The sequence below is a fragment of the Streptomyces sp. NPDC001348 genome (assembly GCF_053597535.1).
Map to the genome: position 1 here is coordinate 124,757 of NZ_JBSFIK010000016.1, position 13,263 is coordinate 138,019.

10 protein-coding genes are annotated in these 13,263 nt (G+C 71.7%); 4 read left to right on the forward strand and 6 right to left on the reverse strand.

The genetic code is table 11. From position 1 onward, the window contains the following. The first annotated feature begins 211 nt into the window (after nucleotides 1–211). Complete coding sequence (locus tag ACWC21_RS19035; protein WP_450883200.1) at nucleotides 212–1,660, forward strand: hydrolase; 1,449 nt, start codon at nucleotides 212–214, stop codon at nucleotides 1,658–1,660. A gap of 39 nt (nucleotides 1,661–1,699) precedes the next feature. Here ACWC21_RS19035 and ACWC21_RS19040 read toward each other — a convergent pair whose 3' ends face one another. Then, nucleotides 1,700–4,423 carry a glycoside hydrolase family 2 protein gene (locus ACWC21_RS19040; protein ID WP_450883202.1) on the reverse strand — a complete coding sequence of 908 codons (2,724 nt, stop codon included), beginning with the start codon at nucleotides 4,421–4,423 and terminating at the stop codon, nucleotides 1,700–1,702. A gap of 149 nt (nucleotides 4,424–4,572) precedes the next feature. Beyond that, on the reverse strand, nucleotides 4,573–5,757 hold the full coding sequence (locus ACWC21_RS19045) for an ROK family transcriptional regulator (RefSeq protein WP_450883204.1): 1,185 nt from the start codon (nucleotides 5,755–5,757) through the stop codon (nucleotides 4,573–4,575). Between the two features lie 129 nt (nucleotides 5,758–5,886). On the opposite strand from ACWC21_RS19045, the gene ACWC21_RS19050 reads away from it, so the two are divergent. Then, nucleotides 5,887–7,341: an APC family permease gene (locus tag ACWC21_RS19050; protein ID WP_450883206.1), complete on the forward strand. Its 1,455-nt coding sequence runs from the start codon at nucleotides 5,887–5,889 to the stop codon at nucleotides 7,339–7,341. A 72-nt stretch (nucleotides 7,342–7,413) separates the two neighbouring features. Here the strand turns inward: ACWC21_RS19050 and ACWC21_RS19055 are convergent, their stop codons facing one another. Both ACWC21_RS19055 and ACWC21_RS19060 read right to left on the reverse strand, forming a co-directional pair. Continuing rightward, complete coding sequence (locus tag ACWC21_RS19055) at nucleotides 7,414–7,851, reverse strand: SPW repeat protein (protein WP_450883208.1); 438 nt, start codon at nucleotides 7,849–7,851, stop codon at nucleotides 7,414–7,416. A gap of 61 nt (nucleotides 7,852–7,912) precedes the next feature. Continuing rightward, entirely contained in the window at nucleotides 7,913–8,524 is a 612-nt protein-coding gene (locus ACWC21_RS19060; RefSeq protein WP_450883210.1) for a sigma-70 family RNA polymerase sigma factor, read from the reverse strand. 105 nt (nucleotides 8,525–8,629) lie between these two features. Here ACWC21_RS19060 and ACWC21_RS19065 point away from each other — a divergent pair, with 105 nt between their 5' ends. Next, nucleotides 8,630–9,670 carry a MerR family transcriptional regulator gene (locus ACWC21_RS19065; protein WP_450883212.1) on the forward strand — a complete coding sequence of 347 codons (1,041 nt, stop codon included), beginning with the start codon at nucleotides 8,630–8,632 and terminating at the stop codon, nucleotides 9,668–9,670. 32 nt (nucleotides 9,671–9,702) lie between these two features. Here ACWC21_RS19065 and ACWC21_RS19070 read toward each other — a convergent pair whose 3' ends face one another. Both ACWC21_RS19070 and ACWC21_RS19075 read right to left on the reverse strand, forming a co-directional pair. Beyond that, nucleotides 9,703–11,076, reverse strand: coding sequence for a cryptochrome/photolyase family protein (locus ACWC21_RS19070; RefSeq protein ID WP_450883213.1), 1,374 nt, complete (start codon nucleotides 11,074–11,076; stop codon nucleotides 9,703–9,705). Nucleotides 11,077–11,146: 70 nt separating this feature from the next. Then, nucleotides 11,147–12,676, reverse strand: a complete 1,530-nt coding sequence (locus ACWC21_RS19075) for an SDR family oxidoreductase (protein ID WP_450883215.1) — start codon at nucleotides 12,674–12,676, stop codon at nucleotides 11,147–11,149. Nucleotides 12,677–12,862: 186 nt separating this feature from the next. Between ACWC21_RS19075 and ACWC21_RS19080 the strand changes: the two genes are divergently transcribed. Then, a complete protein-coding gene (locus ACWC21_RS19080; protein ID WP_450883217.1) occupies nucleotides 12,863–13,039 on the forward strand; it encodes a hypothetical protein in 177 nt (58 codons plus the stop codon). Nucleotides 13,040–13,263: the final 224 nt, after the last annotated feature.

A 13,263-nucleotide genomic window follows, 5' to 3' on the forward strand; every position in this document is an offset into this window, starting at 1 on the left:
CCTCGAGGTCCCGCTGTGGCCAGTCTGCCCGCTTCCCGCGGAAAGCAGTCCGCTGCTCCCGTTGCCTGTGAATCCCGGGACTTTCTGTTCACAGGCTTGTCATGCCATGTACCTTTCAATCGATCGACGCGTGTAGAACCCTCGAGCCGGATCTACGCGCGCAGACATGGCGCCGCACCGCCTCTACCCCACCCACACGGAGGTTCGCCGGATGCTTGGACCGAGGAAATTCCGCCGCAGAGTCACCACCGCACTGGCCGGATTCGGGCTGCTCGTCACGGGAGCCGCCCTCCAGCTGGGCACCAGTGCCACCGCCGCCCACGCGGCAACCACGCACCGCATCCTGTTCGACAACGCCCACGCCGAGACGGCCGGCAACGCCGACTGGATCATCTCCACCAGCCAGCCCGATCCGCTCGGCCAGGACTCCTCCCCGTCCGCCGAGACGGACTGGACCGGCGCCCTCTCCTCCTGGGGCGTCGCCCTGCAGAAGACCGGCGGCTACAGCCTGAAGACGCTGCCCTCGGGATCCAGCCTCAGCTACGGCGGCTCGTCGGCGACCGACCTGTCGAACTTCGACACCCTGGTCCTGCCGGAGCCGAACACCCTCTTCACCACCGCCGAGAAGACGGCGATCATGAACTTCGTCAAGAACGGCGGCGGACTCTTCATGATCTCCGACCACACCGGCGCCGACCGCAACAACGACGGTGAGGACGCGGTCGAGATCCTCAACGACCTGATGACCAACAACAGCGTCGACTCCACCGACCCGTTCGGCTTCTCCATCGACTCCCTCGACGTGAAATCCGGCTACCCGGCCGCGATCAGCGACTCCGCCGACCCGGTGCTGCACGGCTCCTTCGGCACCGTCACCAAGAGTCTGATCGCCGACGGCACGACCGCCACGCTCAAGCCCTCCGACAACTCCGCCGTCAAGGGCCTGGTCTACCGCAGCGGCTACTCCGGCAACACCGGTGCCTTCTTCCTCACCAGCACCTTCGGCAGCGGCCGCGTCGCCTTCTGGGGCGACAGCTCACCCGTCGACGACGGCACCGGCCAGTCCGGCAACACCCTCTACGACGGCTGGAACGACTCCGGCGCCACCGACGCGGCCCTCGCCCTCAACGCCACGTCCTGGCTGGCCGGTTCGGGCAGCAGCAGCGGCGGAGGCGGGGGTTCCGGCTCCTGCACCGCCGCCCAGCTCCTCAAGAACAACGGCTTCGAGTCGGGCAGCACCACCTGGAGCGCGTCCAGCGGCGTCATCACCAACTCGAGCGGCGAGTCGGCCCGTACGGGCTCGTACTACGCGTGGCTCGACGGAAACGGCGCCGCCACCACCGACACCCTGTCCCAGTCGGTGACCATCCCTTCCGGCTGCTCCGCGACCCTCAGCCTCTACCTGCACGTCGACACCGCCGAGACCACCACCAGCACCGCCTACGACACGCTCCAAGTGCAGATGCTGAACAGCTCCGGGTCGGTGCTCGGCACCCTGGCGACGTACTCCAACCTCGACGCCGCCTCCGGCTACACCCAGCACAGCTTCAACCTCGGCGGCTACGCCGGGCAGACCGTCACCCTCAAGTTCACCGGCACGGAGGGCTCGAAGCTCCAGACGTCGTTCGTCGTCGACGACACGGCGCTCAATGTGAGCTGACCCCCGGGGCCCGGCCCGCCCGGGACCGGGCCCCGCCGATCACCGGCCCGAGGCCGTCTGCTGTGCGGTGTTCCAGCCGGAGACCCGCACCCGCGGTACGGCACCATGCAGATCGGCCGTGCGGTAGGTGGCGGTCAGCGTCACCGAATCGCCCGGCCACAGGCTCACCTCGTTGTCCGACCAGCGCACCGGCAGCACCGGCTTGCCCGCCGCGTCGACGACATGCACGTCCGTCAACAGGGACGGCGTCTTCCCGTCGCCCGTGGCGCGCAGGGTCACCGTCGTGGTCGACGTGCCGTCCGACGAGACGGTGGACGCCGTCGCCGACACCGGTGCCTGCGCCATCGAGGCGAGCCCCTTCAGGTCGGCGTAGCTCGTGGTCGGTGTGTGGTACCAGTCGGTGCTGTCCCAGTCGAGGGTGTCCGGCCGGGTGGACAGCCAGTACACGTTCCGGCTCACCTCCTTGCCGGCGGAGTCCGTGAGCGTCAGCCGGGCCAGGTACGTCGTCGCCAATCCGCTCACCGACGTGGGCAGGGTGAGCACGGTGCTGTGGGCGCCGTCCCCGTTGACCGACACCCCGGTGACGGTCTTGCCGTACTTCTGAGTGCCGTCGGGGTTGAACAGGGTGGCCCGCACGGTGAGGCCGGAGGCGGCGGCGTGCCGGTTGCCGACCACGACGACCGAGCGGTCGTCGTAGGAGTACTGCACGTGCAGCGGCTCGTTCGCCTTCTTCGCCCCGAAATAGGCTCCGCCCTGGTCCAGGTAACGGTCCATCAACTGCCAGTGCAGGGACGTCCAGCCGCTGTTGAACATCCAGTACACGACCCCGGTGGCGGGCTTCGAGGCGTCGGTGGCGTTCCGCTGGTACGCCTCGAACTGGGCGCGGACCGCCTCGTACTGTGCGAGCTGTGCCTTGCGCACATAGTCGGTGAGGCCTGTGGGGGCGCCGTAGCGGCCGGTGAGGGCGTTGTCGTAGATCTTGAGCGTGCCGAAGACGGGTGACGGGGAGCGGTGGTACTGCTTGGCGCCCGGGTTCTTCCACAGCGTGTCCAGCTCGTCCGGAGTCATCATCCGGCGCAGTGTGTCGAGCGTGGGGACGTCGGGGCCCGCGCTGGTCTCGGAGTTGAAGCCGGTGGCTCCGCCCTCGCGCTTGGCGTACCAGTAGCCCGGTGGGACCCAGTCGTACGGGCCGGTCATCTTCATGCCCGAACTGCCGAGCTGTGGCGAGGACTTGTCGGAGGCGGCGGCGACCACCGGGGTCTGCCAGTCGGCCGCCTTCAGGGCGTCCAGGTAGTTCTTCTCGATCGTCGCGTCGGGGGCGAAGTCGCTGCCGATCAGGAACGAGATCACACTTGGATGGTCGCGCAGCCGCGCGGCCTCGGCGGCCATCGAGGCCTTGGCCACGGGGTAGTCGGCGTCGCTCCATGTGTCGCCGGACTCGCCGCTGCCGTTGACCTGCCCCTCCCACTTGTCGCAGCACTCCCAGCCCGGCAGCGTGAGGATGCCGTACCGGTCGGCGAGGTCGAAGAACTCGTCCGGCTCGATGTGGCCCTCCAGCCGAATGGTGTTGAGGCCGAGATCGAGGGCGTACTTGAGCCGGTCCTCGACGTAGGTGCCGTCCCAGCGCAGGAACTCGTCCGGGGACCAGCCGCCGCCCTTGACGAGCAGCCGGCGGCCGTTGATCCGGTACTGGCGGGCGCCGTCGGAGTTCAGCGGCGCCTGCACGTCCCGGATGCCGAAGGACTGGTGCGCGGTGTCCGACACGGTGCCGGAGACGGAGGCGGTGAGGGACAGGTCGTACAGAGGCTGCCCGCCCATGCCGGCCGGCCACCACACCCTGGGGGAGTCGAGGTGCAGTCCGGGGGTGTCGACGGGGGTGAACGTCACGGTCTTCGTCTCGTGCGCGGCGAGGGGTACGGCCCTGGTGAAGGTGGTTTTCCCGACGCTCCCGGTGACCTCCGCGGTGACGGCCGTGTCCGAGTCGTTGCGGGCCCGCGCCTTCACCGTCAGGTCCGCCGAGGCCAGGGACGGCACGTCCAGGTCGGTCACCACGTGCGCGTCGCGCAGCGCGACCGGGCCGCCGCGACGGACCAGGACGTCCCGCACGATGCCCATGTTCTGGTCCGGCGGCGGCTGCAGCCAGTCGATCCAGCCCATGGTCAGGTTCTTGTTCGGCTCGTTGGGCCGGATGCGGAAGGCGACCGTGTTCGTGCCCGCCCGCACGAGCGAGGTGACGTCCAGTTCGTGGAAGGTGTAGGCGCCGGTGACGTCCGCGGCCCCGGCGACCTGCTTGCCGTTGACGTACACGTCCGCCGCCGAGACGACCCCGCTGAAGTCGAGGTAGGTGCGCTGCCCGGTGTCGGCCACCGTGAAGTCGGAGCGGTACCACCAGGGAACCTGGAAGTCGGCCTTCGGGATCTTCTGCTGGTTGGTGGAGTAGAAGGGGTCGGCGTAGACACCGTCGGCGAGGAGGGCCGCGAGGACGGTGGAGCGCGGGCCCGCCGGATACCAGCCGGTGGTCGGATAGCCGGGGGAGGAGACGGCCGACGGGGAGTCGTCCACCTTCGCCGTGGACTGGATCGCATAGCCGGAAAGGGCGGTGTCGGTCCCGGCGGCGGAGGGCACGCGGGTGACCCGGGCCCTTCCGTGCGGCTCAGCCGGGTTCCGGGATCCTGCCCAGGCGCCGGTGTTGAGCGAGCAGAGCAGGCCCAGGGTCACGGCGGCCGTGGCGAGGCGGCGGTGAGCGGCGGGGCGAGGGAACACGGCGGTCTCCAGCCTCGGTAAAGTTAGGAAACTTTACTAACCCGGCCCAAGCTAGGGCGCCGCGTGGACCGTGTCAATCACCGTGGCCGGGGCGCGAACGGCTCACGGCCCGGACGGTCCGGGGGGAACGCATGTGCGGTACGGCCTCTTCATGTCCCGGACGACCTGCGCTCGAACACCGTCTCCCGCGCTGTGCCCAGCGCCGTTGCGACCGCCCCGAGGAGCACCGCGTCCTCGCCCAGCCGGCTCGGGGCGAGCTTCGGCCGCAACGGGGTGAGCGCGCGCAGGTGTTCCCGGACCGGGCCCAGCAGCAGGTCCACGCTGTGGCCGACACCCCCGCCCAGCACCACCAGGTCCGGGTCCAGTACGGCGGCCGCCGCGGCCACGGTGTGTGCTATCCGCTCGCCCTCCAGCTGCACGGCCCGGCGTGCCGCCGCGTTGCCCTGCCGCGCCGCGTCGAAGACGGCCTTCGCGGTCAGCTGCCCGCTCATCCCGAACCGGCGTGCCGCCTCCACGACGGCCACTCCGGACACCGCGTCCTCCAGCCGCTCCGGCTTCTGCTGTCCGGGCCACGGCAGGAACCCGATCTCCCCGGCCAGACCGTGCGCCCCCGTGAACAGCCGTCCCTCGCTGACCACTCCCATGCCCAGACCGGTGCCGATCAGGATGTACGCGAACAGCCTGCTGCCCCCGCCGACGCCGTAGGTGTACTCGCCCAGGGCGGCCAGATTGGCGTCGTTGTGCACCTCCAGCGGAACGCCGAGTTCATCGCGCAGCCGGTCCAGCAGGCCGGCGCGGCCCCATCCCGGCAGGTGCATCGCGTACCGCACCCGTCGCTGCTTCTCGTCGTACACGCCGGGGGTGCCCACCACCCCGTGCACCACCTCGGCCGGGTCCACGCCGGAGCCCGCGACCACCTGCCGGGCCGTGGAGACGACCAGTTCGGCCAGTGCCTCGGAGCCGCGGGCCCGGTTGCGCACATCGGCCCGGGCGACCAGCGTGCCGTCCAGGTCGGCGACGGCCACTCGCAGCCAGCCGCGACCCACGTCCACACCGAGCGCGTACCCGGCAGCCGGGTCGGGTGCGTAGAGGACCGCCGTCCGGCCGCGCTGCGGGGCGTGGGTGCCGACCTCGCGGACCAGCCCGGCGGCCTCCAGGGAGGCGAGCGCGCTGGACACCGTCGGCTTGGACAGGCCGGTGTCGCGGGCGAGTTGGGCACGCGAGGCGGCACCGGTTCCGCGCAGCCGGTCGAGCAGCAGCCGTTCGTTGGTACTGCGCAGGCGTTGCCGGTTCCAGGGCTGGTCCTGCTGGTCCACGGCGTCGCTGGCGGGCATCAGACCATTCTCGTGCATGACCGGCGCATACTTGACGCATCTAGTAAGTCTCCTTAACTATATCGGCCACTCGGTGCCACTCGGTCCCGCCGGGCGAGCCCCTCTCCCTGCCGCGCGTCAGGAGTCCCCATGTCCGGTAGCCCGCCACCCTCGGGTGGTTTCGTCCGCCGCGTCGGCCTGTTCCAGGCCACCGCCATCAACATGAGCCAGATGTGCGGGATCGGTCCCTTCGTGACCATCCCGCTGATGGTCGCCGCGTTCGGCGGCCCCCAGGCGGTCATCGGGTTCGTCGCGGGCGCGGTGCTGGCCCTGTGCGACGGACTCGTCTGGGCCGAGCTCGGCGCCGCGATGCCCGGCTCGGGAGGCAGTTACGTCTACCTCCGCCAGGCCTTCCAGTACCGCACCGGCCGGCTGATGCCGTTCCTGTTCGTGTGGACCGCGATGCTCTTCATCCCGCTGATCATGTCCACGGGCGTGGTCGGCTTCGTCCAGTACCTGGGCTACCTCGCCCCGGACCTGACCGGCAACCAGGGCGACATGGTCGGCCTGGGCGTCATCGCCCTGGTGGTGATCCTGCTCTGGCGGGGCATCGAGCACATCGCCCGCATCACCGCCGTGATGTGGACGGTGATGATCGCCTCGGTGCTCCTGGAGATCGTCGCGGCCGCCACGGACTTCAGCCCGCACCTCGCCTTCACCTACCCCGCCGGCGCCTTCGACCTGACGAGCAACCACTTCTGGCTCGGCTTCGCCGCGGGCCTGACCATCGGCATCTACGACTACCTCGGCTACAACACCACGGCCTACATGGGGGCCGAGATCAAGGACCCCGGCCGCACGCTGCCGCGCTCCATCATCTTCTCGATCCTCGGCATCATGGCGATCTACCTGCTGCTGCAGATCGGCACCCTCGGCGTGATCGACTGGAACCGGATGACCAACCCCCACGACATCGCCTCCACCTCGGTGGCGTCGGCGGTGCTGGAGAAGACATGGGGCAAGGGCGCCGCCGACACGGTGACCGTGCTGATCCTGATCACGGCCTTCGCCTCGGTGTTCACCGGCCTCCTCGGCGGCTCACGGGTGCCCTACGACGCGGCCCGGGACCGGGTGTTCTTCCGCCCCTACGAGCGGCTGCACCCCCGGCACCGCTTCCCGACGCTGGGTCTGGCCACCATGGGCGTGATCACCGCGGTCGGCTTCCTGATCGGCCGCCACACCGATCTGGCGACGCTGATCCAGCTGCTCACCACGGTGATGGTGATCGTCCAGGCGCTGGCCCAGATCGTGGCGCTGAGCGTGCTGCGCAGACGCCGGCCGACGCTCGTGCGTCCCTACCGGATGTGGCTCTACCCCCTGCCGAGCATCGTGGCCTTCGCCGGATGGTGCGTGATCTACGGCTACGCCGACAAGAACTCCCCAGGCCGGCACCCCATCGAATGGTCCCTGGCCTGGCTCGCCCTGGGGTGTGTGGCGTATCTGGTCTGGGCGCGGCTGGAGAAAGTGTGGCCGTTCGGGGAGAAGGAGATCACCGAGGACTACGTCACGCCGGCGGCACCGGAGGCGGAGCCCGCCGGGACCTGACCGCCGCGTGCGCGGCGGGGCCGGTCCGCCTCCAGGACCGGCCCCGCCTCTCCCTTCCTCGAGGCTCTTCGATCAGGGCACAGGGGCGCTCTTCGCCGCCGTACCGGCGCACATCAGTCCGAGGAGCACGGCCAGCGCACCGATGACGACGTTGTTGACGATCACTCCGGCGTCCGGGCCACTGCCCACGATCCAGGGCGCGATGACCATCCAGACGCCCATGGCGCACATGGCCCAGCTCAGGCCGTACATCCGTGCCGGGGCCGTGGTGAATCCGAGGGCCAGCAGGCCGATCGCGATGCCCATGATCAGGTTGTGGGTCGCGAGAGCGGGCTGGCTCGTCGTGTAGTGGAGGATCCACGGGGACGCGGCGCAGTACAGACCGAGCAGGAAGACCGGTCCGTCCACGAGCGCCACATCACGACCGCCGAGCATGCGGGCATAGCGTGCCCGCATTTCGGACACATCGGGGTGGCTCGTTATGTCACCTCTGTGCGAGACGTTGGCCATGATCGTCTCCTTCATGGGTTGCAGGCCTGACCGCGTCAGCGCGGTATGCGGTAAGCGCCGCTTAAACCAATTCTGCTCTTATTTCTTCTTTATGTGTAGGCTCGCGCAGCAGGTCCCGCAGCCGGTGCAGTCCGCGCCGCGCATGGCTCTTCACGGTGCCGAGCGGCAGCCCCGTACGCGCCGCGATCTGCGTCTGCGTCAGGTCCTCGTAGAACGCGAGCGCCAGAACCCGCCGCTGGGGCGCCGGGAGCCTGGCCAGTTCCCGCCGCACGAGCACCCGGTCGAGCACGGCTTCCGGCCGACCGTCCCGGACCTCGGTGTCCTTGAGCATGTGGAGTGTCCCCGCGGCCGCCACCAGTTCACCGCGCCGTGTCCGCGCCGACAGCGCGTCGGCGATCCTGCGCCGGGTGATGCCGACGATCCAGCCGCCGAGCGGCCCCCGCTCGGGCCGGTAGCGGCGGCGTCCGCGCCAGACGCCGAGGAAGACCTGCTGGGTGACGTCCTCCGCCTCTCCGGCATCGCCCAGCGAGCGCCGGGCCAGCGAGTACACCAGGGCCGACCAGCGGCGGTAGACCGCGGCGAGACAGCCGGCGTCGTCCGCGGCCAGGCCGTGCGCCAGTTCCTCGTCGGTCAGTGGTTCGGCGGGGCGCCGCTCGTCGCCGTATGCGGTCATCTCCACGGCTCCTCACCTGGTACGAGAGCTGCATCCGTGGGTCATCGTGGGAGCACCCGGCTCGGCGGGACAAGTCGCATCGGTTGTGCGTCGTACAGTCATGGCATGGGCGATTTCGACGCACGGCGCCGACCGGAGAGGGCCGCGGTCCCGCCGGCCGCCGGTGCCGCGATGACCACCGGCGCGCTGGCCCGCAGGCTCGGCGTGTCACCGACCACCCTCCGCTCCTGGGACCGCCGGTACGGCATCGGTCCCGCGGTGCATCCGGAGGGCCGGCACCGCCGCTGGACACCGCGGGACGTGGCACTGCTGGAGGCGATGTGCCGGCTGACCTCGGCCGGTGTCCCGCCCGCCGAGGCGGCCCGCGCGGCGAAGGAGGCGGCGGGCGCGGGCGAGCGCACGGCCGCCGCGCCGCCCCGCGACCGGGAACCGGCTCCCGCTGCCGGGCGTTCACGGGCCGCCGGCGCACTGCCGCTGGGCGATGTGCGCCAGGAATGCCGGGGGCTGGCCCGCGCCGCGGTGCGTCTCGACGCCGCGGCCGTCGAGTCCCTGCTCGCCTCGGCCGTGGCGGAGCACGGACTCACCGTCGCCTGGCAGGAGGTGATGGTGCCGACCCTGCACGCCGTGGGACGCAAGTGGGCGTCGTCGGAGGACAGCTACGTCGAGGTGGAGCACCTGCTGTCCTGGCACGTCTCCACCGCTCTGCGCCGCCACACCCGGCCACCCGCCCCGGCCGGCGGCGACCCCGCCGCCGGACCGGTGCTGCTGGCCTGCGTCCCCGGCGAGGAGCACACCCTGCCGCTGGAGGCGCTCAACGCCGCGCTCAGCGAAATCGGGCTTCCCGCAAGGATGTTCGGCGCTGCCGTTCCCGCCTCCGCGCTGGCGGCGGCGGTACGGCGGCTGGGGCCTGCCGCCGTGGTCCTGTGGGCCCAGTCACGCTCCACGGCGAGCCCGTCGCTGGCCCGGGACGTCGCCGCCACGGAGTGGGGCGTGAAGGGGGCGCGCCGCAGCCCGCTGGTGGTGCTGGGCGGGCCGGGCTGGGCCGGTCGCCGGGCACGGGGCATGCCACGTCCGACAGGGCTCCGGGATGCCCTCGACCTGCTGGCCCACGGCTACGGGGCGGCCGGGCCCGGTGCGGCACGGTGACCGGCCGGGCAGGACCCGGGTCCCGGCCGGTCTCACTCGCGCGCCCGTGCCCGCCGGAAGCGGGCCAGCCCTTCGGACAGCTCGACGATCGGGTCCGGATAGTCGACGGCGGCCCGGTCCAGGCCCCGCAGTTTCCACGGCTCGTGCACCGACGGGCCCTCCAGAGACGCCAGTTCGGGCACCCACCGCCGTACGTACGCGCCCTCGGGGTCGTACCGCCTGGCCTGGGTGACCGGGTTCAGCACACGGTTCGGACGGGTGTCCGTGCCGGTCCCGGCCACCCACTGCCAGTTGAGCTGGTTGTTGGCGAGGTCACCGTCGACCAGCAACCCCAGGAAGTGCCGGGCTCCCACACGCCAGTCGACATACAGCGTCTTGGTCAGGAAACTCGCGGTCAGCAGGCGGCCGCGGTTGTGCATCCAGCCCTCGTGGCGCAACTGGCGCATGGCCGCGTCGACGATCGGGTAGCCGGTGCGGCCCTCCCGCCAGGCCTCGATGTCGTCCCGGGCCGTGCGCTCGGACCGCCAGCGGTCGTGCTTGGTGCGGTAGTCGGCGTGGGCGGCCGCCGGGCGTGCGGCCAGCAGCTGGCGGTGGAAGTCGCGCCAGGCGAGCTGCCGTACGAAGGCCTCGGCGCCCGGGCCGCCCGCCGCGCGGGCCCGGTGGACGAGTTCGACGGGGGAGAGGGTGCCGAAGTGCAGGTGCGGCGAGAGACGGGAGGTCGCGTCGCCGGCCAGGTCGTCGCGGCGGTCCTCGTACGCGGCGACACCCCCGCGCAGCCAGGCGGCGAGCCGCCTCCGGCCCTCCGTCTCACCGCCCCCGGCCAGCCCCTCCGACACCCCCGACAGCGCTGTCCGGGACGGCAGTTCCTCGGACCCGACGCCGTCCGGTACGTGCACCGCGCGGGGTGCGCCGAGCGGGTCGCGCGGTCTCTGCGCCGACCACTGACGGTAGTACGGGGTGAACACCGCGAAATGGTCGGAGGAGGCCGGGGTCAGCGCGCCGGGCACCACCGCCGTGGTCACCGTGTCGTGCACGTGCAGCCGGCGTCCGTCCGCCTCGAGGGCGTGCCGCAGTCGCTGCTCCCGGCGCCGCGCGTACGCGCTGACGTCGGCCGCCATGTGCACCTCGTCGGCGTCCGCCTCGGCCACCACCTTGCACACCTCGTCGACGACGTCACCCGACCGGACGACGAGCCGGCCGCCGCGTCCCCGCAGCCCCGCGTCCAGGTCCCGCAGGCAGTCGGCGAGGAACGCCAGCCGGTTGGGCGCGGCGAAGCCGGCCCCGGCCACGCCCCGGTCGCGTACGAAGAGCGGGACCACCTGGCGCGATCCGTCCAGGGCGGCCCGCAGCGGCGGGTGGTCGTGCAGGCGCAGATCGGCGGTGAACAGGACGACCGAGACGTTCATGGCGCGGCTCCGGGTGAGACGGTGGGACGAGAAGGTGCTTCCGGCCCGGGGAGCCCGTCGGATGCGGGGGTCAGCCGACGGGCGCGCTTTCCTCCGTCCGGGTGAGCGGGCTCCGCCGCGCGGCCCGTGCGATGTTGCGGGCCATGCCGCCGAACACGACGGCGTGGAAGGGGGAGACGCCCCACCAGTAGGCCTGGCCGAGCAGCCCGCGCGGATGGAACAGGGCCCGCTGGCGATAACGGCTGCGGCCGGGGCCGTCCGGTTCGGCGTACATCTCCAGCCATGCCAGACCCGGCAGCCGCATCTCGGCCCGCAGTCGCAGCAGGTGTCCCGGCTCGATCTCCTCCACCCGCCAGAAGTCCAGCGGGTCGCCCGCCCGCAGCCGCTGCGCGTCCCGACGGCCCCGGCGCAGGCCCACCCCGCCGGCCAGCCGGTCCAGCCATCCGCGCAGGGCCCAGGCGAGCGGGAAGGAGTACCAGCCGTTGTCACCGCCGACGCCCTCGATCACCCGCCACAGCGCGTCCACGGGGGCGTCCACGCGCACCTCACGGCAGTCGGTGTACAGGCTGCCACCCGCCCAGTCGGGGTCGGTGGGCAGCGGATCGCTCGGCGCGCCGGGCACCGAGGCGGAGGACCAGCGCGTGGCGACATCGGCCTCGCGCACGCGTCGCAGGGGCAGCCGCACCGCCTCGTCGAAGCCGACCGGGTGTCCGGGAGGGGCGGGCACGTACCGGGTGATGTCCTGTTCCCGGCAGACCACCTCGTGCCGTAGCGACTCGGTGAGCGGCCGGGCGATGGACGCGGGCACGGGGGTGACCAGACCCACCCAGTGGCTGGACAGCCCGGGCGTGAGCACCGGCACGGAAAGAACGATCCGGCGCGGGAGCCCCGCCACCTGCGCGTACCGGGTCATCATCTCCCGGTACGTGAGGACGTCCGGTCCTCCGATGTCGAAGGCCCGGTTCACCTGGTGGGGCATCCGCGCGCTCCCGACGAGGAGACGCAGCACGTCCCGTACCGCGATGGGCTGGATACGGGTGTGCACCCACCGCGGCGTGACCATCACGGGCAGCCGCTCGGTGAGGTGGCGGAGCATCTCGAAGGAGGCGGACCCGGAGCCGATGATCATCGCTGCACGCAGGACGGTCGTCGGCACGCCCGAGTCCAGCAGGATGCGGCCCACCTCCGCCCGTGACCGCAGGTGCGGAGAGAGTTCGTGCTCCGGCACGCCTGCCGGGGTGAGGCCGCCGAGGTAGACGATGCGGCGCACACCGGCCGCCCGGGCGGCCGCCCCGAAGATGCGTGCCGCCCGGCTGTCCGTCGCCTCGAAGCCACTGCCCGTGCCCAGCGCGTGCACCAGGTAGTAGGCCACGTCGACGTCCCGCATAGCCGCCGCCATCGAGTCGGCGTCGGTGACGTCCCCCCGCACCACCTCCACCTCACCGCTCCACGGATGGTCGCGCAGCCTGCCGGGGGAGCGGGCCAGGCAGCGCACCCGGTAACCGGCGGCCAGCAGCTCGGGCACGAGCCGACCCCCGATGTACCCGGTGGCGCCCGTCACCAGGCAGAGCGGTCCCGCTCCGGCGTCGTCGTCGCTCATCGGCCGTCCGTCCTTCCCTCGGCACGTTCCGGCCCCCGACACCACTTCCATACTGACGGGACGGCCGGATGCGCGCTACGGACATCCGCCCCATGAGGGACATGTCCACGTCGATCCGGGGCAGGCGGAGAAGTACGCACGGTGAATATCCCGTACCCCTGTCGATACTGGAGGTGACCTGCCGCTATGGGCTCGAAGGTGTTGGAGCGGTTCCCTGCGGGGGCTCCGCGCGGATCGTGGCCGGCGGAGGAGTTCGCGGCGGCGCGCCGCGCCGAGGGCGAACCCGCCACCGTGGTGATGGACCTGCAGTCGGACGCGTTCCTCGTGGTGGTCGAGCGAGGGGACGACGACGGAAGGCCCTGACCCGTCCCCGGCGTCCTGCCGACGGCCCGTGAGTTCGCGCGCCCGGCGCACGCAGGCCCGTACACATCACGCGCTGCCTGCGGCACGCACTTCGCGCGGCGGCGTCGGCGCATCGGCGGCACCCCGTGTGGTGTCCTGGGCCGGCGGCCGGTGGACGACCGCCCCGCACTGCTCCGGCGGATCCCCGACCACACTGAGTCGGGCGCGGCGTCGCCCCCAGCCCT